The 20,679-nt window shown below is 76.3% G+C and carries 18 protein-coding genes; 11 read left to right on the plus strand and 7 right to left on the minus strand.

Features of this window, described 5'->3' with window-relative positions:
• The first annotated feature begins 12 nt into the window (after positions 1 to 12).
• The 3 genes from treZ (at position 13) to BUE37_RS11780 (ending at position 2,993) form a co-directional block, all read left to right on the plus strand.
• Positions 13 to 1,764, plus strand: a complete 1,752-nt coding sequence (gene treZ / locus BUE37_RS11770) for a malto-oligosyltrehalose trehalohydrolase (RefSeq protein ID WP_073420317.1) — start codon at positions 13 to 15, stop codon at positions 1,762 to 1,764.
• The gene (locus BUE37_RS11775; RefSeq protein WP_073420318.1) at positions 1,764 to 2,495 is read left to right on the plus strand and encodes a dihydrofolate reductase family protein; all 732 of its coding nucleotides are present in this window, start codon (positions 1,764 to 1,766) and stop codon (positions 2,493 to 2,495) included. The genes treZ and BUE37_RS11775 overlap by 1 nt, the downstream gene beginning before the upstream one ends.
• Positions 2,496 to 2,630: 135 nt before the next feature.
• A complete protein-coding gene (locus BUE37_RS11780) occupies positions 2,631 to 2,993 on the plus strand; it encodes a DsrE family protein (protein WP_073420319.1) in 363 nt (120 codons plus the stop codon).
• Here the strand turns inward: BUE37_RS11780 and BUE37_RS11785 are convergent.
• Both BUE37_RS11785 and BUE37_RS11790 read right to left on the minus strand, forming a co-directional pair.
• Positions 2,983 to 5,541 carry an ATP-binding protein gene (locus BUE37_RS11785; RefSeq protein WP_083628572.1) on the minus strand — a complete coding sequence of 853 codons (2,559 nt, stop codon included), beginning with the start codon at positions 5,539 to 5,541 and terminating at the stop codon, positions 2,983 to 2,985. The two genes, BUE37_RS11780 and BUE37_RS11785, sit on opposite strands and share 11 nt — an antisense overlap.
• 34 nt (positions 5,542 to 5,575) lie before the next feature.
• Positions 5,576 to 7,093, minus strand: coding sequence for a serine/threonine protein kinase (locus BUE37_RS11790; protein WP_073420320.1), 1,518 nt, complete (start codon positions 7,091 to 7,093; stop codon positions 5,576 to 5,578).
• Between the two features lie 89 nt (positions 7,094 to 7,182).
• On the opposite strand from BUE37_RS11790, the gene BUE37_RS11795 reads away from it, so the two are divergent.
• From BUE37_RS11795 to BUE37_RS11805, 3 genes are read left to right on the plus strand one after another with little or no spacing between them, the layout of a single operon-like run.
• Positions 7,183 to 8,250, plus strand: a complete 1,068-nt coding sequence (locus BUE37_RS11795; protein ID WP_073420321.1) for an ATP-dependent DNA ligase — start codon at positions 7,183 to 7,185, stop codon at positions 8,248 to 8,250.
• Between the two features lie 35 nt (positions 8,251 to 8,285).
• Positions 8,286 to 9,851 (plus strand): alpha/beta hydrolase, encoded by a 1,566-nt coding sequence (locus BUE37_RS11800; protein WP_073420784.1) that lies wholly within the window; start codon positions 8,286 to 8,288, stop codon positions 9,849 to 9,851.
• A 26-nt stretch (positions 9,852 to 9,877) separates the two neighbouring features.
• Positions 9,878 to 10,945, plus strand: coding sequence for a DNA polymerase domain-containing protein (locus tag BUE37_RS11805; protein WP_073420322.1), 1,068 nt, complete (start codon positions 9,878 to 9,880; stop codon positions 10,943 to 10,945).
• Positions 10,946 to 10,954: 9 nt separating this feature from the next.
• Here BUE37_RS11805 and BUE37_RS11810 read toward each other — a convergent pair whose 3' ends face one another.
• Positions 10,955 to 11,677 carry an SDR family oxidoreductase gene (locus BUE37_RS11810; protein ID WP_073420323.1) on the minus strand — a complete coding sequence of 241 codons (723 nt, stop codon included), beginning with the start codon at positions 11,675 to 11,677 and terminating at the stop codon, positions 10,955 to 10,957.
• 82 nt (positions 11,678 to 11,759) lie between these two features.
• On the opposite strand from BUE37_RS11810, the gene BUE37_RS11815 reads away from it, so the two are divergent.
• Positions 11,760 to 12,317: a TetR/AcrR family transcriptional regulator gene (locus tag BUE37_RS11815; protein ID WP_073420324.1), complete on the plus strand. Its 558-nt coding sequence runs from the start codon at positions 11,760 to 11,762 to the stop codon at positions 12,315 to 12,317.
• A gap of 49 nt (positions 12,318 to 12,366) precedes the next feature.
• Here BUE37_RS11815 and BUE37_RS11820 read toward each other — a convergent pair whose 3' ends face one another.
• From BUE37_RS11820 to BUE37_RS11830, 3 genes are read right to left on the minus strand one after another with little or no spacing between them, the layout of a single operon-like run.
• A complete protein-coding gene (locus tag BUE37_RS11820; RefSeq protein ID WP_073420325.1) occupies positions 12,367 to 13,905 on the minus strand; it encodes an acyl-CoA synthetase in 1,539 nt (512 codons plus the stop codon).
• Positions 13,902 to 15,020, minus strand: a complete 1,119-nt coding sequence (locus tag BUE37_RS11825) for a DUF5938 domain-containing protein (RefSeq protein ID WP_073420326.1) — start codon at positions 15,018 to 15,020, stop codon at positions 13,902 to 13,904. Before BUE37_RS11825 ends, BUE37_RS11820 begins: the two co-directional genes overlap by 4 nt.
• A 26-nt stretch (positions 15,021 to 15,046) precedes the next feature.
• Complete coding sequence (locus BUE37_RS11830) at positions 15,047 to 15,850, minus strand: SDR family NAD(P)-dependent oxidoreductase (protein WP_073420327.1); 804 nt, start codon at positions 15,848 to 15,850, stop codon at positions 15,047 to 15,049.
• A gap of 140 nt (positions 15,851 to 15,990) precedes the next feature.
• Between BUE37_RS11830 and BUE37_RS11835 the strand changes: the two genes are divergently transcribed.
• Positions 15,991 to 16,608 (plus strand): TetR/AcrR family transcriptional regulator, encoded by a 618-nt coding sequence (locus tag BUE37_RS11835; RefSeq protein ID WP_073420328.1) that lies wholly within the window; start codon positions 15,991 to 15,993, stop codon positions 16,606 to 16,608.
• A gap of 48 nt (positions 16,609 to 16,656) precedes the next feature.
• On the opposite strand, the gene pdxR is transcribed toward BUE37_RS11835, so the two are convergent.
• Positions 16,657 to 18,063: a MocR-like pyridoxine biosynthesis transcription factor PdxR gene (gene pdxR / locus BUE37_RS11840; RefSeq protein WP_217651218.1), complete on the minus strand. Its 1,407-nt coding sequence runs from the start codon at positions 18,061 to 18,063 to the stop codon at positions 16,657 to 16,659.
• A gap of 67 nt (positions 18,064 to 18,130) precedes the next feature.
• Between pdxR and pdxS the strand changes: the two genes are divergently transcribed.
• From pdxS to BUE37_RS11855, 3 genes are all read left to right on the plus strand, one after another.
• Positions 18,131 to 19,030, plus strand: a complete 900-nt coding sequence (gene pdxS, locus BUE37_RS24185; protein ID WP_073420329.1) for a pyridoxal 5'-phosphate synthase lyase subunit PdxS — start codon at positions 18,131 to 18,133, stop codon at positions 19,028 to 19,030.
• Positions 19,027 to 19,695 (plus strand): pyridoxal 5'-phosphate synthase glutaminase subunit PdxT, encoded by a 669-nt coding sequence (gene pdxT, locus BUE37_RS24190; protein WP_073420330.1) that lies wholly within the window; start codon positions 19,027 to 19,029, stop codon positions 19,693 to 19,695. The genes pdxS and pdxT overlap by 4 nt, the downstream gene beginning before the upstream one ends.
• A gap of 81 nt (positions 19,696 to 19,776) precedes the next feature.
• The gene (locus BUE37_RS11855; RefSeq protein WP_073420331.1) at positions 19,777 to 20,577 is read left to right on the plus strand and encodes a hypothetical protein; all 801 of its coding nucleotides are present in this window, start codon (positions 19,777 to 19,779) and stop codon (positions 20,575 to 20,577) included.
• Positions 20,578 to 20,679 lie beyond the last annotated feature (102 nt).

Raw genomic sequence — 20,679 nt, forward strand, 5'->3', positions numbered from 1 at the left:
GGAGGTCCCCGCATGTCCGCACCCGTCGAGTTCGCCGTCTGGGCGCCCGTGCCCGAGCGGGTGCGCGTGCAGGTCGACGGTGCCGTGCACGACATGCGCCGCGACGACCAGGGCTGGTGGCGCGCGGAGGTCGAGGCCGGCCCCGACGCCGACTACGGGTTCCTGCTCGGCGACGACGACACGCCGCGTCCCGACCCGCGCGCGCGGCGGCAGCCCGCCGGCGTGCACGGCCTCTCCCGCCGGTTCGACCCGTCCTCGTACGCGTGGGGCGACGGCGCGTGGACCGGGCGCCCGCTGGCCGGCGGCGTCGTCTACGAGATGCACGTCGGCACGTTCACCCCCGAGGGCACGCTCGACTCGGCGATCGACCGGCTCGGCCACCTCGTCGACCTCGGCGTCGACTTCGTCGAGCTGCTGCCGGTGAACACCTTCGACGGCACGCACAACTGGGGCTACGACGGCGTGCTCTGGTACGCCGTGCAGGAGAGCTACGGCGGCCCGGCGGCCTACCAGCGGTTCGTCGACGCCTGCCACCAGCGCGGCCTCGGCGTCATCCAGGACGTCGTCTACAACCACCTCGGGCCGTCCGGGAACTACCTGCCCCTGTTCATGCCGATCTTCTCCGAGGGCGGCGCGAACACCTGGGGCGAGTCGGTGAACCTGTCGGGGCCGGACTCCGACGAGGTGCGCCGCTACATCCTGGACAACGCGCTGATGTGGCTGCGCGACATGCACGTCGACGGGCTGCGTCTCGACGCCGTGCACGCGCTGGTCGACGAGCGGGCCACCCACGTGCTGGAGGAGATGGCACGCGAGGTCGAGGCGCTGTCGGTCGCGGTGCGCCGGCCGCTCACGCTCATCGCCGAGAGCGACCTCAACGACCCGCGCCTGGTCACCCCGCGCATCGCGGGCGGCACCGGGATCGACGCCCAGTGGAGCGACGACCTGCACCACGCGCTGCACGCCACGCTGACCGGCGAGGGGCAGGGCTATTACCGCGACTTCGCCGATGCCGGGCTCGGCGGCGTGGCCAAGACGCTCACCGGCGCGTTCTTCCACGACGGCGCCTGGTCGAGCTTCCGCCGCCGGCACCACGGCCGGCCGGTGGACACCGCCCGCCTGCCGGGCTGGAAGTTCCTCGGCTACCTGCAGGACCACGACCAGATCGGCAACCGCGCCGTCGGCGACCGGATCTCGGCCACCCTCTCCCCCGGCCTGCTCGCCGTCGGCGCCACCCTGGTGCTGACCAGCCCGTTCACCCCGATGCTGTTCATGGGCGAGGAGTGGGGCGCGGCGACCCCGTGGCAGTTCTTCACCAGCCACACCGACCCCGACATCGGCCGGGCGACGGCGGAGGGCCGCAAGAGCGAGTTCGCCGGGCACGGCTGGGACGCCGACGAGGTGCCCGACCCGCAGGACCCGGAGACCTTCCGCCGCTCGAAGCTCGACTGGTCCGAGCCGGAGCGCGAGCCGCACGCCCGGCTGCTGGAGGTCCACCGCACGCTGCTCGCACTCCGGCGGGCGCACCCCGAGCTGGCCGACGCCGACCTGTCGGCCGTCGAGGTCGGCTGGGACGAGGACGACCGCGTGCTGGTCGTGCACCGCGGCTCGCTGCGGGTGGTGGCCAACCTGTCCGGCGAGGAGCAGGAGGTCGACCTCGACCGGACGGCGACCGGCGTGCTGTTCGCGACGTCCGGCGAGCCGGCGCTGGACGGGACGACGGTGACCCTGCCGGCCGAGAGCGCCGCGGTCCTCACCACCTGATGCGCCGGCTGCACCCGGACCCCGCGGGCGACCTGTCCGACGGCGACCTCGCCGACGCCTACCGGCTCCCGCCGGGCCGGTCGCTGCGGGTGGACTTCGTGACCTCCCTCGACGGCGCGATCGCCGTCGGCGGGCGGAGCGCGGGGCTCGGGTCGCCGGGGGACGAGAGGGTCTTCCGGACGCTGCGGGCGCTCGCCGACGGCGTCCTGGTGGGTGCCGGCACGGCCACCGCGGAGGGCTACCGGCCGGTGGACGCCGACCCCGCCGTAGCCGCGCTGCGGTCGTCGCTCGGGCGGCCCGCCGGGGCGCCGGTGGTCGTGGTGTCGCGGCGGGCGTCGCTCGCCCCGGACGGCCGGCTGGCGGTGCCCTCGACGGTGCTGGTCACCTGCGCGGCGGCGCCCGCCGAGCGCCGGGCAGCCCTCGCCGCCGCCGGCGTGGACGTGCTCGTCTGCGGGGACGACGACGTCGACCTGCCGCTGGCGCTCGACGAGCTCGCCGGGCGCGGGCTCGAGCAGCTGGTGTGCGAGGGAGGGCCGGCGCTGCTGGCGGCCGCGCTGGAGGCGGGCGTCGTCGACGAGCTCGACCTCACCCTCTCCCCCGCGCTGGTCGGCGGCGAGGCGCGGCTGGTCGGGCCCGCGCTGCGCGACGTCGTCCGCCCGCGGCTGCTGCAGGTGCTGGAGGAGGACGGCGTCCTGTTCACCCGCTACGCGGTGGGCGCGGCCCGCACCTGACCGGCGGGGCGGCGCTCGCGTGGGGGTCCGCGGCGCTCAGATGGGCGCCCGGGACCCATGTCCGCAGGTCGGGGCGTCCCTAGCGTCGTCGCCGGACCCGCCACCCCGGGCGGGCCGCGACCCCAGGAGGACGTCATGGCCAAGGCCGTCGTCAGTCTCACCACCGGTCTCGAGGACCCGGAGAAGGTCACCGTCGCGATGCTCATGGCCGTCGGCGCCGCCGAGACCGGCCGCGAGACGGTCGTGTTCGCGGCCAAGGAGGCCGTCCGGCTCGCCCTGGAGGGCACCGCGGTCGGCACCGCGTGCGCCGGGTGCCCGCCGCTGCCGTCGCTGATGGACCGCTTCCTCGCCGCGGGCGGCCGCTGGTTCGTCTGCCCGGTCTGCTTCGAGGCCAAGCAGCTCGACGCCGGGCGGCTGGTCAAGGGCGCCGAGCTGGCCGGCACCGTCCCGCTCTGGACGTGGATCGGCGACGAGGGCGCCACCACCTTCAGCTACTGAGCAGGCCCAGTTCCGCCGCCCGGCGGACCGCCTCCCGCCGGCCGCCGGCGCCGAGCCGGCCGAGGACCGCGGTGACGTGGTGCTCGGCCGTCCGCGGCGAGACCACCAGCCGCGCGGCGATCTCCGCGTTGGTCAGCCCCTCGGCCAGCAGCCGCAGCACCTCGGCCTGCCGGGCGGTCAGCCCCGCCGGGTGGGCACGGGTGGTCCCCCGCCGCCCGTGCCGGACGGCGAGACCGAGCTCCCGCATGCGCCGGGTCACCCGCGCGGCCAGCGGCGCGGCGCCCAGCGCCCGCGCCGTCTCCAGCGCCTCGGCCAGGGCGTCCGCGTCGTCGAGGGAGGAGAGCCACAGCGCGCGGTCGTGCGGCCAGCCGAGGGCGCCGAAGGCGTCGGCGGCGGCCCGGGGGTCCCCGGCCAGCAGGGCCGCGTGGGCGGGCGCGGCCGGGCCGTCGGCGTCGTGGCGCACCCCGGCGAGCGACGCCCAGGCCGCCAGCCGCCCGCCACCCCAGCCGGCGCCACCGGCCGCCCGGGCCAGCTCGACGGCGCGGGCGGCGCGCGCGGTGGGCATCGGTCCCCCGCGGACGAGCGCGTCCTCGACCGCCAGCTCGAGCACGGGCACGAGGCGCTGCAGCTCGCCGGTGCGGTCGGCCCGGGCCGCGACGTCGGCCAGCCGCTCGTCCGCGTCGGGGTCACCGCGCCGCACCGCCCGCTCGGCCAGCAGCGTGCGGGCCAGCAGGTCGCTCACCGAGCCGTCGCGGCCGGCCTCCGCGCGGGCGGCGGTCTCGACGTCCACCGGATCGCCGGCGCGCAGCCGCAGCCACGCCGTCGTGAGCCGGGCGTAGCCGCCGAGCGCGTCGACCTCGTGCGCCGCGGCGTGCGCGGCCGCCCGATCCGCGGCCGCGCTGGCGGCACCCGGCCGCAGCCACAGCAGCTGCGTCCAGGCCAGGTTGACCAGCGCGCGCACCGCCTCGTGGTGGTCACCGGCCGCCGCTGCCGCCCGGTGCGCGTCCTCCAGGGTGGCCGTGGCGGTGGGGTCGGCCTGTGCCTCGACGGTCCCGGTGGTCACCCGGGCGTGCGCGGCGGTGGCGGCGTCGCCGAGCCGGTCGGCCAGCGCGGCCGCCCGCCGGCCCTCCGCGAGCGCCTCCTCCGCGCGGTCGCCCAGCATGGCCAGTTGCGCGACCGCGGCCCGGGCGCGCGCCAGGTCGGCGGAGTCGCCGAGCGGCTCGAGCAGCGCGACCGCGGCGGCGGCCTCCCGGCGCGCGGCCGCGCCGTCGCCGGCGTACCAGTGCAGCCGCGACCGGACCCGCGCGCACCGGCCCAGCCCCCGCCGGTCGTCGGTGGCGCGGTGCGCGGCCGCGGCCGCGTCGACGGCCGCCAGCGCGTCGGGCACCTGCCCGGCGAGGTAGGCGGCGCCCGCCAGCTCCTCGGACAGCGCCGCCCGCTCCGCGTCGGGCAGCGCCCCGGCCAGCGGCACCGCGCGGCGGTAGTGCGCGAACGCCTCGCGGGTGGCGCCCGCCGCCGCGGCGGCCCGGGCGGCGGGCAGCGCGGCCGCGGCCAGGGCGGCGACGTCGCCGGCGGCCTCCGCGTGGTGCACGAGGTCGGCCGGGTCGGCGCCCAGCCGCTGCAGCGCGGCGAGGACGGCCGCCGACAGGCGGCGCCGGTCGGCGGCGGGGAGCGTCTCGGCGACGGCGGTGCGGGCGAGCTCGTGGCGGAAGGCGACCGCGTCCGGGCCGACGGTCAGCAGGCCGGCCCGCTCCGGCTCGGCGGCGGCCACCGGCCACCCGGGGAGGACCGCGTCGAGGACGCCGGTGCCCGCGCGGGCGGGGACGACCGACACGAGCTCGACCAGCGCCCGGGCTGCCGGGGAGAGGGCGGCGACGCGGCCGGTGACGGCGTCGCGCACCGACGGCGGCGGCGCCGTCGTGCCCGCGGCGGCCAGCTCGGTGACGTAGAAGGGGTTGCCGCCGGTGAGGGCGTGCACCCGCGCCGCGCCGTCGCCGACCTGCTCGCCGACGAGCTCGGCGACCGCCGCCTCCGACAGCGGCGCCAGCGGCAACCGGGTGACCGCCGCCGGCGGCAGGGTGGCGAGCGCCGACCGCAGCGGCGCCCCGCCGTCGGGCTCGGCGTCGCGGTAGGTGAGCACCAGGACGGCGGGCAGCCCCGTCACCCGACGGCCGACCGTCCGCACGAGGTCGAGGGTCGCGTCGTCGGCCCAGTGCACGTCCTCGAGCACCAGCACGGTCGGCCGCGACAGCTCGGCGAGCAGCGCGTCCGCGACGTCGCCGCGACCGGCCAGCGCCAGGGCCAGCGGGCCACCGACCTCGCGGGCGACGTCGCGCAGGGGCCCGAGCGGGCGCGGCGTGGCCAGGTCGTCGCAGCGGCCGGTGAGCACGCGGACACCGGGGACCCGGGCGGCCGGCCCGGTCACCAGCGCCGTCTTGCCGATGCCCGCCTCGCCGGTGACGAGCACGACGCCTCCGCGGCCGGCCGCCGCCGACCGCGCGGCCGCGGCGAGGGCGGCCGTCTGCTCCCCGCGCTCGAGCAGGCGCACGCCCGGACGCTAGCCCCCGCGGGCGCCGTCCCGGTCAGTCGTCGCCGCGGCCGCCCCGCCCGTTGCCGTTCCCGTTGCCGTTCCCGCGGCCGTTGCCGTTCCCGTTGCCCTCGTCCTCGTCGTCCTCCTCGGCCGGCGCCTCCGGTGCCGGCGCGGTGGTCGGCGGGGCGGGGGCCGGCGGCGGGGCGACGGCGTGCGTGACGGTGACGACCGTGCCGGGCGCCAGCGCGCCGACGGGGTCGAGGGTGATCACCTGGCCGTCGGGGACGTCGGCGGTGGTGACCGGGCGCAGCGTCACCTGGAGCCCGCGGGCGGTGAGCTCCTGCTGCACCTCGCCCACGGGGCGGCCGACGTGGTCGGCGGCGGTCACCGCGACCGTCGGGTCCGGGGCCGGTGCGGGTGCCGACGACGTGGTCGTCGGGGCCGCCGGGGTCGCGTCCCCGCCGTCGCCGGCGTTCGCGAGCACCACGCCGACGACGGCCAGCGCCGCGAGCAGCGCCCCGAGCGCGAGCAGGAGGCCCCGGCGGCGCCGGGGAGCCGATCCCGTCCCAGGTGCGGGGGTCGACGGGGCGGGCGGCGTCAGCACCCGGGTGGCCGGCGGCGGGACGGCGCCGCCCAGGACCGCGCCGCCGAGGACCGCGCCGCCGAGGACCGCGCCGCCCAGGACCGCGGTGTCGGCGCGCGCGAGGGCGGCCGCGCCGGCGGCGGGCCCGGGGACCGCGGCGAGCGCCGCACGCAGGGCGCCGCCGTCGGGGAAGCGGCGGGCCGGGTCCTTGTCCAGCGCCCGCTCGACCACCGCCCGCAGCCCCGCCGGGACGGTCTCCGGCAGGGGCGCGGGCTGGGCGTGCACCTGCATGAGCGCCACCTGCATGGGCGTCTCGCCGTCGAAGGGCAGCCGCCCGGTGAGGCACTGGTAGCCGACGAGGCCGAGGGAGTAGACGTCGCTGGCCGGGGACGCGGGCAGGCCCGACACGAGCTCCGGCGCCATGTACTGCGCGGTGCCGATGACCTGCCCGGTGCCGGTGAGCGCGGCGCTGGCCGCCGACCGGGCGATGCCGAAGTCGGTGATCTTCACGGTGCCGTCGGCGGCGACCAGGACGTTGCCGGGCTTGACGTCGCGGTGCACGACGCCGGCCGCGTGCGCCGCGCCGAGGCCCGCGGCCGCGTCGCGGAGCAGCCGCGCCGCCTCCGCCGGGTCGAGCGGGCCGCGGGTCAGCACGCCGGCCAGCGACTCGCCCTGCACCAGCTCCATGACCAGCCAGGCGACCGGATCGCCGTCGGCGCCGTCGGCCCCCTCGCCGTAGTCGAACAGCGTGGCGATGTGCGGGTGCACCAGGCCGGCGGCGTGCTGCGCCTCGGCGCGGAAACGGGCTCGGAAGGTCGGGTCGCCGTTGAACTCGCCGCGCAGCACCTTGACCGCGACGTCGCGCCGTAGGAGCTCGTCGCGCCCGCGCCACACCTGCCCCATGCCGCCGGTCGCCAGCAGGGACAGGAGCGTGTACCGGCCGCCGAGCACCCGGCCGCCCGGCGCGGCGTCTGTCCCCTGCTGCATCCCCCGAGGATCCCGCACGCCCGGAGGGACCACCCGTCCGGTCGACGTCGTCCTGTGCCGTGTCGGGCCCCGCTGGTTGACTGACCTGCATGGACCTGCCCGTGCTGCCGCCGGTGAAGCCGATGCTGGCGAAGGCGGCCACGAAGCTGCCCACCGCCGACGGCCTGTACTACGAGCCGAAGTGGGACGGGTTCCGCTGCATCGTCTTCCGCGACGGCGACGAGGTCGAGCTGGGCAGCCGCAACGAGCGCCCGCTGACCCGCTACTTCCCCGAGGTCGTGGCCGCGGTGAAGGAGGCGCTGCCGGAGCGCTGCGTCGTCGACGGCGAGATCGTCGTCCCGCAGGGCGACCGGCTGCACTTTGAGTCGCTGCTGCAGCGCATCCACCCGGCGAAGTCGCGGGTCGACCTGCTGGCCGAGCAGACACCGGCCCACCTGGTCGCCTTCGACCTGCTGGCGGTCGGCGACGAGTCGCTGCTCGAGGTGCCGTTCGCGCAGCGACGGGCACGGCTGGAGCAGGTGGTCACCGGCACCGACCGGGTGCACCTGACGGCGCTCACGCAGGACGCGACCACCGCGCAGCGCTGGTTCGAGGAGTTCGAGGGCGCGGGCCTCGACGGCGTCGTCGCCAAGGCCCCCGACCTGCCCTACGGGCCCGACCAGCGGCTGATGACGAAGGTCAAGCACGTGCGCACCGCCGACTGCGTGGTCGCGGGCTTCCGCTGGCACAAGAGCGGGCCGATCGTCGGGTCGCTGCTGCTCGGCCTCTACGACGACGGCGGCCTGCAGCACATCGGCGTCGCGGCGTCCTTCCCCATGGCCCGGCGGGCGGAGCTGGTCGAGGAGCTGGCGCCCTACCGCGCCGACGCGCTCGACGGGCACCCGTGGCAGGACTGGGCCAACGCCGAGCTGCAGGAGAACGGCGAGCACCGGATGCCCGGCGCCCAGAGCCGCTGGAACGCGAAGAAGGACCTCTCCTGGGTGCCGCTGCGGCCGGAGCTGGTCGTGGAGGTCAAGTACGACCAGCTGGAGGGCCGGCGGCTGCGGCACACCGGGCAGTTCCTGCGCTGGCGGCCGGACCGGACGCCGGAGAGCTGCACCTACGACCAGCTCGACGTGCCGGTCCGCTACGACCTCGCCGAGGTCTTCACCGGATGACCGGCACCCGCCCGTCCCGACCTACGGTGGAGGTCATGCGTCTGCGCCGCGGCATGCTCGCCGCCACGACCGGACTGCTCCTGGCGGTCACCGGGTGCACCTCCTTCTCCGAGTCCTCCGGCGGGAGCGACGCGTCGTCGTCGGCGGCCTCGTCCACGCCGGCCGAGCCGGAGGCGGCCCCGATCACCTGGCAGGACTGCGACACCGAGATCACCGACCTCGTCGCCGGCACGCCGGGCAGCGAGCGCGACCTGGCCTTCGAGTGCGGCCGCACCGAGGTGCCCATCGACCACGACGAGCCCGACGGCGCCACGCTGCCGCTGTTCCTCGTGCGCGCGACGCTCGCCGGGCAGACCGACCGGATCGGCTCGCTGCTGGTCAACCCGGGCGGGCCCGGCGGCTCCGGCGCCGACGCGGCGATCGGGCTGGCGCTGTCGATGCCCGAGGACGTGCTGCGCCGCTTCGACCTGGTCGGCTTCGACCCGCGCGGGGTGGGCCTGTCCACGGCCGTCGAGTGCATCCCCGCCGAGCTCAAGGACCGGTCCACCGCCGCCGAGCCCCGCCCGACGACGCAGGCCCAGCTCGACGAGGTGCTCGCCCTGGCCGACGAGGCCGCCGATGCCTGCGCCGACGAGTACGGCGACGCGCTGGGCACCTTCAACACCGTCGACACCGCCCGCGACATGGACCTCCTGCGGGAGGCGCTCGGCGACGAGCAGCTGAGCTATCTCGGCTACTCCTACGGCACCACGCTCGGCTCCACCTACGCCGAGCTATTCCCGCAGAACGTCCGCGCGCTGGTGCTCGACGCCGTCGTCGACCCCGACGCCGACCCGCAGGAGAAGGCCGAGTCGCAGGCGGCCGGGCTCGAGGCGAGCTTCGACGCCTTCGCCGGCAACTGCACCGGCCTGGTGTCGGGCTGCCCGCTCGGCGGCGAACCGCGGCGCTTCCTCGACGAGCTGCTCGCCCAGGCCGCGGGCGCACCGATCCCGAGCGCCCGGCCCGGCGAGACCCGGGCGGCGACGCCCGGCGTGATCATGACGGCGGTGCTGGCGGCGCTCTACGACACCGCGTCGTGGCCGCAGCTGTCGCAGTCGCTGGCCGCCGCCCGCAACGGCGACGCCGCGGGCGTGTTCTCCCTCGCCGACTCCTACACCGGCCGGCTCGAGGACGGGTCGTACACGAACCTGACCGACGCGAACCTGGCCATCAACTGCGCCGACACCCCCGAGGACGAGACGTTCTCAGAGGAGGAGGTGCTGCAGCTCGCGCAGGACTGGTCGGCCCGCTACCCGCTGTTCGGCGCGGGCTCCGCCGCCGGCCTCTACACCTGCTCGACGTGGGAGGCCCCGCGCACCCCGCTGCCCGAGCGGGACGCCGAGGGCAGCGCGCCGATCCTGGTCGTGGGCAACACCGGCGACCCGGTGACCCCGCTGCCCGGCGCCGAGGACATGGCCGAGGACCTCACCGCGGGGTCGCTGCTGGTCTGGCAGGGGCAGGGCCACACGGCCTACCCGAAGACCGACTGCATCAGCGCCGCCGTCAACGCCTACCTCATCGACCTGACGGTGCCGCAGGACGGGCTGACGTGCCCGGCCTGACCCGTCCCGACCCGGGGAGCTGACGGGTGGCCAGCAGCAAGGACGCCGTCGTCCTGACCGTCGACGGGCACGAGGTGCGCGTCTCCAGCCCGGAGAAGCCGTACTTCGCCGAGCACGGGATCCGCAAGATCGACGTCGTCGAGTACTTCGTCGCCGTCGGCGAGGGGATCCTGTTCGCCCTGCGGGACCGGCCGACGACGCTCGAGCGCTGGCCCGGCGGGGTGTTCGAGGGCGCCCGGCTGTCCACCCGGATGGACAACACCGGTGACGCCTTCTACCAGAAGCGGGTGCCCAAGAACGCGCCCGAGTGGGTGCCGACGGCGCACATCACGTTCCCGAGCGGGCGCACCGCCGACGAGATCGCGCCCGACTCGGTCGCCGTCGTCGCGTGGTGCGCCAACCTCGGCACGCTGACCTTCCACCCCTGGCCGGTGGACAAGACCAACGTCGAGTCGCCGAACCAGATCCGCATCGACCTCGACCCGCAGCCGGGCACCGACTTCTCCGACGCCGTCCGGGTCGCCCCGCACGTGCGCGAGCTGCTGGCCGAGTTCGGCATGGAGGGCTGGCCCAAGACCTCCGGCGGGCGGGGCGTGCACATCTACGTGCCGATCCAGCCGCGGTGGACGTTCACCGACGTGCGCCGGGCGGTGATCGCGTTCGGCCGCGAGCTGGAGCGCCGCCTGCCCGACCGCGTGACCATGTCGTGGTGGAAGGAGGAGCGCGGCGAGAAGATCTTCATCGACTACAACCAGATGGCCCGGGACCGCACGATCGCCAGCGCCTACTCCATCCGGCCCAAGCCGCACGCGCCGGTGTCCGCGCCGCTGGACTGGGACGAACTGCCCGACGTGCACCCGACCGACTTCACGGTGCTGACCATGCCGGAGCGGTTCCGCGCGGTCGGTGACAAGCACGCGGGCCTCGCCGGGCACGCCTTCGGCATCGAGCCGCTGCTCGAGCTCGCCGAGCGGCAGGCCACCGACCTCGGGCTCGGCGACATGCCCTATCCCCCCGACTACCCGAAGATGCCGGGCGAGCCGATGCGGGTGCAGCCGAGCCGCGCCCGGAAGCCCGAGCCCGCCGCCGACTGAGCCGGCTCCTCAGCGCGCCCCGAGGGCGGAGAACAGCCGGTCGTACCGCTGCTCCGGGTCCAGCGGGAGGCCGGCCTTGACGAAGCGCGCCCAGTCGTCGGCCAGCACCTCCTGCGCGCCCGACTCGACGGCGTCGAGGGCGGCACCGACCAGGACCGACGGCGCGATCTTCGGCGCCTGCAGGCCCCGGGCCATGTCGGTGTCGACCAGCCCCATGTGCACGCCCACGACGTGCGTGCCCTGGGCGGCGAGCTCGAGCCGGGTGCTGTCGGTCAGCATCCAGGCCGCGGCCTTCGAGGCGGCGTAGGCGCCGGAGCCCGGGGCGGTGAACCAGGACAGCGCCGAGACGACGTTGAGGACGGCCCCGCCACCGTTCGCCCGGAGGACCGGCGCGAACGCGCGGGTCGTGAGCAGCGGGCCGTAGAAGTTGGTGTCCATCTCCCGCCGGATGGCCGCCTCGTCGCCGGTGACCAGCGCCGTGCCCGTGGAGATGCCCGCGTTGTTGACGAGGACCTGCACGTCGCCGGCCGCGCGGGCGGCGTCCTCGACCTGGCGCGGGTCCGTGACGTCGAGCTCGATGGGGTGGACCCCGTCCGCCGCCTGCACGGTGCGCACGTCGCGGGCGGCCGCGTAGACCTTCGCCGCCCCGCGCTCCCGGAGCCGGGCGACGAACTCCGCCCCGATGCCCCGGTTGGCTCCGGTGACCAGCACGACCGCACCCTGCAGCCTCATGACGTCCTCTTTCTGTAGCGATCACTATGGATTGCGGCGAGCGTAGCAGCTTCCATAGCGATCGCTACGTTATGCTCGGGGAGTGGCCGGCAGACCGCGCAGCTTCGATCGCGACACGGCGCTGGCGGCCGCCGTCGAGCAGTTCTGGCGCTCGGGCTTCGAGGGCACCTCGATCGCGATGCTGACCGGGGCCATGGGGGTGACCCCGCCCAGCCTGTACGCCGCCTTCGGCGACAAGGAGACCCTGTTCGCGGAGGCCTCGGCCGAGTACTTCCGCCGCACGTGCGAGGGCGTCGACCGCGCGACCGCCCTCCCGACGGCGCGCGAGGCCGTCGCCCGGATGCTGGAGGACACCGCGCGGGCGCACACCGCCGCGTCGACGCCGCCGGGCTGCCTGATGCTGACCGAGCCCCGCCTCGCGGCGCAGCGGGCGGACGTGCAGGAGCGGCTGCGACGCCGGCTCGACCGGGGGGTGCGGGACGGCGACCTCCCGGCGGGCACGCCGACCGACCGGCTCGCCACCTTCCTCGTGGCGGTCATGCGCGGCATGTCCGGCTGCGCCCGGGACGGGGGCACCACCGAGGACCTCCTGGCGATCGCCGAGACGGCGATGACCGCCCTGCCGGCCCCGCAGCGGTGACACGGGACGGCGACCTCCCCGCGGGCACGCCGACCGACCGGCTCGCGCCTCAGGCGAGCAGGCGGGCCCGGACGTCGGGCTTGAGCACCTTCCCAATCTTCGAGCGCGGCAGGTCCGGCCACACCTCCACCTGCTTGGGCGCCTTGACCGGGCCGATGCGGTCGCGGGCGAACGCGCGCAGGTCACCGGGGTCGAGGGCGACACCGGGCCGGGCCTGCACGACGGCGACCACCCGCTCCCCCCACTTCTCGTCCGGGAGCCCCAGGACGGCGCAGTCCTGGACGCCGGGGTGCGTCATCAGGACCCGCTCCACCTCGGCCGAGTACACGTTGAACCCGCCGCTGATGATCATGTCCTTGGCCCGGTCCACCAGGTACAGCCAGCCGTCGTCGTCGAGGTAGCCGATGTCGCCGGTGTGGTGCCAGCCGAACCGGGCGGCCTCCGCCGTGGCGGCCGGGTCGCGGTGGTAGCCGTCCATCACGAGCGGCCCGCGGACCACGACCTCGCCCCGCTCCCCCGGCGGCAGCAGCCGGCCCTCGTCGTCCATGATCGCGACCCGGGTGAGCGGCGTGGGCCGGCCGGCCGAGTGCAGCCGCTCGCGGGCGACGCTGCCGTCGGGCCGGAAGTGGTCGGCGGGGGCCATGGTCGAGACCATCATCGGCGCCTCGGACTGGCCGAAGAGCTGGCCCATCACCGGCCCGATGCGCGTCAGCGCCTGCTCGAGCCGGTCCGCCGAGATCGGTGCGGCGCCGTACCAGAGGCACTGCAGCGACGAGAGGTCCGTCGCGTCGAGCTCGGGGCGCTCGAGCAGCATGTAGACGAGCGTGGGCGGCAGGAAGGCGTGGGTGACCCGGTGCCGCTCGACGAGCGCCAGGAACTCGCCGAGGTCGGGCCGCGGCATCACGACGACCTCGCCGCCCAGTGCCATCACCGGGAAGCAGAGCACCCCGGCGGCGTGGGTGAGCGGGGCCAGCGCGAGGTACCGCGGCCGCCCGCCGAACGGGTAGCTCATCAGGGTCAGCGCCGCCATCGCCTCCAGGTTGCGGCCGGTCAGCCGCACGCCCTTCGGCCGCCCCGTCGTCCCGCCGGTGCCGACGAGCAGGACGACGTCGTCGGGCGGCGACAGCCCCTCGTCGGGCAGGTCGACGTCGCCTCCGGCGTCGAGCCAGGCGTCCAGGGACGGGTCGCCGTCCCCGTCCCCGTCGAGGCAGACCAGGGTGGTCAGCGCGGGCAGCGCGTCGCGGACCTTGGCGACCAGCGGCGCGAAGGCGGCCTGGTAGAGCAGCACCGAGCACCCGAACAGGTCGAGCAGCTCGCGGTTCTCCTCGGCCTCGTTGCGCGGGTTGACCGGGCACCAGACCGCGCCGGCGCGGGCGATGCCGAAGACGCACGCGAACGCCGTCGGGTCGTTGGCCGACAGGACGGCGACCGTGTCGCCGGGGCGGGTGCCCGAGCGCACCAGCGCCCGGGCCACCCGCCGGCTGAACGCCTGCACCTCGCCGTAGGACGTCGACCGGCCGTCGACGGTCAGGCACGGAGCGCCGGCACCCAGGTCGGCGCCCTTGTCGAGGAAGGCGGTCAGGCTCATCGGTGCTCGGTCACCACCGGGTCGAGGACCAGGCCGAACTGGCGCAGCACGCCCAGCAGCTGCCGGTGACCGAACGCCTGGCAGCCGGAGGCGAAACCGGCCCGCAGCGGCGGCTGCTGCAGCAGTGACATCGCCGCCCAGGCCTGCAGGAGCCCGGTCTGCTTGTAGTTGCTGTTGCCGTGGATGACCACGTGCTTGCGCCCGAGCGGGCCGGAGGCGTGCACGGAGTCGACGGAGGTGTTCAGCCGCGGGTTCTCCCGGGGCGGCATCCCCGTCGACCAGGCCTTGGCGACCTCGGCGAGCGCGTCGTCCCACTGGTCGCGCGGCAGGGTCTTGATGTCGCTCTCCACCGCCGCGGTGGTGGCGACGACGGCCTCCATGACCGGCCGGTTCATCACGCCGCCCTGGACCTTGACGTTGGCGACCCGCGGGTCGTCCTTGAACCACACGGGGTGGCTGGTGCCGCCCCACGGCACGGTCAGGCCGAGCTCGTGCTGGCCGGGCACGACGACGTCCCACCTCGACAGCGGGTCGAGCTTCACGTACTGGTTCTCGGCCAGGTGGAACCAGTCGGCCTTGAGGATGGTGAAGATCGTCTCGGTGGAGGCGTTGGTCGGGAACCCCTTCCAGAGCACCAGGACGTCCAGGGTGTCCAGGCCCGGGGTCTCCAGCGCGATCTGCGCGGCGATCTCGCCGGTGGTGTACATCTGCGCGATGCCCGGGGCGAGCAGCAGCCCCTTCTCCTGGTAGTCCGCCGCGAACCGCTCCCGGACCGCCATGACCCAGTCCTGCTCGCCCGTGGTGTCCAGGTAGTGCGCACCGGTGGCCAGGCACGCCTCGGCCACCTCGAACCCCAGCTTGATGAAGGGTCCGACGGTGTTGCAGACGACGCGCGCGCCGTCGAACAGCTCCGTCAGCGCCTCGACGGTGTGCTCCACCTCGACGATGTCGTACTCGGCGGTCTCGATCCCCGGGATCCGGCCGACCACCTCCTGCAGGAGGTCCTTGTTCCGCCCCGCGGCGACGAACGGGACGTTCAGCTCGCGCAGGTACTCGCAGATCAACCGGCCGGTGTAGCCGGAGGCGCCGTAGACGACGACGGGCTTGGTGCTCATGGTCGGTTCCCCTTCTCTCTCGTCGCTCAGGAGCCCATGCCGCCGTCGACGGCGAGGCCGGTGCCGTTGACGAAGCGGGAGGCGTCGGAGGCGAGGAAGACCACGGCGTCGGCCATGTCGGCCGGCTCACCGAGCCGCCCGGACGGCGTGAGCGCCACGACGGCACCGACCGCCTCCTCGACGCTGGGGAACAGGCCCAGCTCGGCGCAGTCGACGGCGAGCTTCATGCCCATCTCCGTGGGGACCAGGCCGGGGTAGATGCAGTTGACGCGCACGCCGTAGCCGAGCTTGCCCGCCTCGGCGGCGGCGATCCGGGTCATCCGGTCGATCGCCGACTTGCTCGCCGAGTAACCCGCGATGCCCGGGAAGGCGATGGTCGCCGCGACGCTGGCGATGTTGACGATCGAGCCGCCGCTCCCGGCCGCCCCGCCCGGTCGCATCGCCCGCAGGCCGTGCTTCATGCCGAGGGCCGTGCCGACGACGTTGACGTCGAACATGCGACGCAGGTTGGCGGGGTCGAGGTCGACCACCAGCTCGGTGACCTCGATGCCGGCGTTGTTGACCAGGACGTCGAGACCGCCCAGCTCGGCGACGGTCTCCGCGATCGCGGCCTCCCAGCTCGCCTCGTCGGTGACGTCGAGGTGGGTGGACGCGGCCTTGCCGCCCTCCGCCGCGATCTGCTGGGCCGCCTCCGCGCCGAGGTCGTCGAGGACGTCCCCGATCACGACCGAGGCCCCCGCGCGGCTGAGCGCCTGCGCCATCGCCTGCCCCAGGCCTCGTGCTCCTCCGGTGACCAGTGCCCTGCGTCCGTCCAGTGCGCCTACCGACATGCCGGTGTCCTTCCTCGTCGAAGCCCGGTGTGACGGCGGTCATGTTCGTGATGCTCTTTGACGACTGTCAAGACTTCTCTTGACGACTGTCCAGACGGACGCCGGGCACGTAGCATCCGCGGACACGAGGAGGAGGACGCGTGACGGCAGCAGCACACCGCCTGGGCCGCCGGCCGGTGGACAAGGTCGCCGCCCGGCGCAGCGAGCTGGCCGCCGCGGCGCTGAAAACGCTGGCCGAACGCGGGTACGCACAGACCGGCCTGCGTGACATCGCGCAGAACTCGGACTTCTCCCACGGCGTCCTGCACTACTACTTCGCGGACAAGACGGACCTGATCACCCACTGCGTGCGCGAGTACAAGGAGCGGTGCGCGACCCGGTACGACGAGGTCGTGGCCACGGCGACGACGGCCGAGGAGCTCGCCGCCGGCTTCCTGCGGAAGCTGACCGAGACCCTCACCGACGAGGCGCCGATGCACCGCCTCTGGTACGACCTGCGCAACCAGTCGATGTTCGAGCCGGCGTTCCGGGCCGACGTCGCCGAGATCGACCTCCTGCTGGAGCGGATGATCGGGCGGATCGTCACCCGCTACGCCGAGCTCTCCGGGCGGACGCCGCAGGTCGCCCCGCCGGTCGTGTACGCGGTCTTCGACGGCCTGTTCCAGCAGGCGCTCCTCCGCCAGCTGGCAGGCGTCCCCTCGGCGGCCGGCGAGCTCCGTGCCGCGGTCGGCCAGGTCCTGCCGCACCTCGTCCGCTGAGGCCGGTGCAGCCGCGCGCGGCGCGCGGGCCCGCCTGAGCCGCAGCGCTCAGGCGGCGTCGAGCAGCTCGGACAGGACGGCGAGCCCGCGGCGCAGCTCGAGGTCGGTCGGCGCGCCGTAGCCGAGGACCAGCCCGGGCGACGCCGGCGGACCCGCCGAGTAGTCGGCGAGGTCGGCGACGACGACCCCGCGGCCCGCGGCGGCGCGGACCAGCGCGGCGGCGTCGGTGCCCGGGCGCAGGTGGACGACGACGTGCAGCCCGCCGTCGAGCGCGCCCAGCGTCACGTCGGGCCGCTCCCCCAGCGCGGCGGCCACCATCGACCGGCGGTGGTTGTAGTGCCGCTGCGCGCGGGCGGTGTGCCGGGCGAGGCCGCCGTCGGCCAGGTAGTGCGCCAGCGCGGCCTGCTGCACGCCCGAGACCGGCGAGTCGAGCAGCGTGCGGATGGCGCGCAGCCGCTCGCCGAACGCGCCGCGCAGCACCATCCAGCCGCAGCGCAGCCACGGGCTCAGCGTCTTGGACCAGCTGCCGACCAGCACGACGTCGGCCGGCGAGGGCAGGGAGGCCATGGCCGGCAGCGGGCGGCGGCGGTGCCGGAACTCGCTGTCGTAGTCGTCCTCCAGCACGACGACGCCCTCCTCCGCAGCCCACCGGAGGAGGTCCACGCGCTCCTGCACCGGCATCCGCCCGCCCAGCGGGTACTGGTGCGACGGGGTGAGCAGCACCGCGTCCGGCGCCGGGGACAGCGCCCGCAGGTCGGCGACGCGGGGACCGTCGGCGTCCACCGGCAGGGGCACGACGACGGCGCCCGCGGTGGCCAGCACCCGCCGCGCCGCCGGGTAGCTGGGGTCCTCGACGACGACCCGCGGCGGGCGGCCCGGCGCCCCGAGGGCGGTGGCCGCGAGGGCGAGGGCGTCGCTGGCGCCGGCGGTGACGAGGACGTCGTCCGCCCCGGCCTCCACCCCGCGCACGCGGCGCAGGTAGACGGCCACCGCCTGCCGCAGCGCGGGCAGCCCGAGCGGGTCGGGCGGCCCGGCCGGGAGGTCGTCGGCGACGGCCCGGCGCCAGGCCGAGCGCCACTCGGCGTCGTCGAGCAGCCGGGTGGCCGGCCGCCCGGGCGTGAGGTCGACGACGTCGGACCCGGCGGACGGGGACGGCGCGGACGGCGGGGCCGCCGCCGGGCGCGCCGCGATCACGTCGGGCCGGACGGCGACCACCGTCCCGCCGCCCCGCCGCCCGGTGGCGAACCCCTCGCCGACCAGCTGCTCGTAGGCGGTGACCACCACGCCGCGGGAGACCCCGAGGTCGGCGGCGAGGGTGCGCGTGGGCGGCAGCGTGTCCCCCGGGCCGAGCGCGCCACCCAGGACGGCCGCCCGCACCGACGCCGCGATCTGCACGCTCAGCGGCGTCGCGGCCGCCCGGTCGACCGGGACGAACAGGTCGCCGGTGTACGCCACTTGGTCCTCCCGCTTCCGCCCGGTTTGGACTGCTGTCAGGACCAAAGCATGGCGCACCGTGGCGGCCATGAGCGAGCAGACCCCCTCCGTCGTCGGCACCGACCGCGTCAAGCGCGGCCTGGCCGAGCAGCTGCGGGGCGGCGTGATCATGGACGTCGTCACCCCCGAGCAGGCCCGCATCGCCGAGGACGCGGGCGCCGTCGCCGTCATGGCGCTGGAGCGGGTGCCCGCCGACATCCGCGCCCAGGGCGGCATCGCGCGCATGAGCGACCCCGACATGGTGCAGGGGATCATCGACGCGGTCTCCATCCCGGTGATGGCCAAGGCCCGTATCGGGCACTTCGTCGAGGCGCAGGTGCTGCAGAGCCTGGGCGTGGACTTCGTCGACGAGTCGGAGGTGCTCACCCCGGCCGACGAGGCCCACCACATCGCCAAGCGCGAGTTCACCGTGCCCTTCGTCTGCGGCGCCACCGACCTCGGCGAGGCGCTGCGCCGGATCGCCGAGGGCGCGGCGATGATCCGCAGCAAGGGCGAGGCCGGCACCGGCAACGTCGTAGAGGCCACCCGGCACATGCGCGCCCTGCGCGCCGGCATCCGGCGGCTGACCACGCTCGACGAGACCGAGCTGTTCGTCGCGGCCAAGGAGCTGCGCGCCCCGCACGACCTGGTCGCCGAGGTGGCGCGCGCCGGGAGGCTGCCGGTCGTCCTGTTCACCGCCGGCGGCATCGCCACCCCCGCCGACGCGGCGATGATGATGCAGCTGGGCGCCGAGGGCGTGTTCGTCGGCTCCGGCATCTTCAAGTCCGGCGACCCCGCCCAGCGTGCCGCCGCCATCGTGCAGGCGACGACGTTCTCCGACGACCCGGCCGTCATCGCCAAGGTCTCCCGCGGGCTGGGCGAGGCGATGGTCGGGATCGACGTGGACACGCTGCCGGAGTCGCAGCGCTTCGCCGGCCGGGGCTGGTGAGCGCGCCGCGCATCGGCGTCCTGGCGCTGCAGGGCGACGTCCGCGAGCACCTCGCCGTGCTGGGCGGGCTGGGCGCCGACGCGACGCCGGTCCGCCGCCCGGCCGAGCTGGCCGGCGTCGACGGGCTCGTGCTGCCCGGCGGGGAGTCGACCACGATGACCAAGCTCGCCGTGCGCACCGGGCTGTTCGGCCCGTTGCGCGACGCCGTCGGCTCGGGGCTGCCCGTCTACGGCACCTGCGCCGGGCTGGTGCTGCTGGCCCGGCGCCTGATCGACGCCCCGCCGGACCAGCCGACCCTCGGCGTCCTCGACGTCACCGTCCGCCGCAACGCGTTCGGCCGGCAGGCCGAGTCGTTCGAGGCGCCGGTCGCCGTCGGCGGCGTCCCGGGCGGGCCGGTGACGGCGGTGTTCATCCGCGCGCCGTGGGTGGAGTCGGCCGGGCCGGGGGTCGAGGTGCTCGGCCGCGTCGAGGACGGGCCGGCGGCCGGCCGCGCCGTGGCCGTGCGCCAGGGCGACGTGCTGGCCACCAGCTTCCACCCGGAGCTGACCGGCGACGACCGGGTGCACCGGCTGTTCGTCGACCTGGTCCGCGAGCGACGCGCGAGCACGCTCCGCGACGACGAGCCGTCGGGCGGTGGCTGCCGACCGCGTGTCGGGGCCGCCTGAGCCGCTCCGGCGTCCGCGCTCTCCCTCCCGGCGGGACGGCCAGGTATCCCTTGCCCGCCCTGACCCCGGGAGAGGAGCCCCATGGCCCGCGAGCTCGACGCACGCACGGAGGGCGTCCTCTGGGGCGCCACCGCCCTCGCGGCCCTCGGCGTCGTCCTCGTCCTGCTCCTGGCCGGCGGCGGCGACGTCCCGGCGGGCGCGACGGTCCCCCGCGCGGCCGACGCGGCAGCGCCGGAGGCCGCCGGCGACCCCGCACCGGCTCCCGCGGGCGACGGCGCAGCGGCCGACGCCCCCGGCGGGGCACCGGCCGCTCCCCCCGCGGACGGCGGCACGGCCGCGCCGGTCGCCGGCGACGAGGCCGACTCCGCCGGGTCCGACGACGGCGGCGGCGTCACCGGGTCGCGCGCCGCCCCGGGCCGGTCCTCCGCGCCGCAGGCGCCGGGCACCGCCGGGCAGACCGCCGGCCGGTCGACCGCCGGCACCTCCTCCCCACGCCCGGGCTCCCCGCCGCCGGGGCCGGCCGCCCAGGAGCCGGGCTCCTCGACCGCGCCGCCCACGACGACGCCGACCGGCAGCCGCCCCCCGTCGACGCCGACGTCCGCTCCCACGACCCCGCCCCGGACGACCCCGCCCCGGACGACGCCGCCCACCACGCCGCCGCCGGTGACCACGACCCCGCCGCCGCCGCCGACCACCACCCCGCCGCCGACCACCACGCCGCCCCCGCCGACGACTCCCCCGCCGCCGGTCACGGACCCGCCGCCCAGCGAGGAGCCCCCGGCCGAGGAGCCGCCGGCCGAGGAGCCCCCGGCCCCGGAGCCGCCGGCCACGACGCCGAGCGAGGAGCCCGGCCCCTCCGCCCCTGCGCCGCCGGGCGACTGACGCCCGCAGGGACCTCGTCTCCCCCACCCGTCCCACGGGTCCAGCGGTTCCTGTACGGACCGGTTCCCCTGCCGCACCATGGCGGCCACTGCACCGGAGCTC

Origin of the sequence: Geodermatophilus nigrescens (assembly GCF_900129495.1) — a bacterium.
GTDB classification, from domain to species: Bacteria; Actinomycetota; Actinomycetes; order Mycobacteriales; family Geodermatophilaceae; genus Geodermatophilus; species Geodermatophilus nigrescens.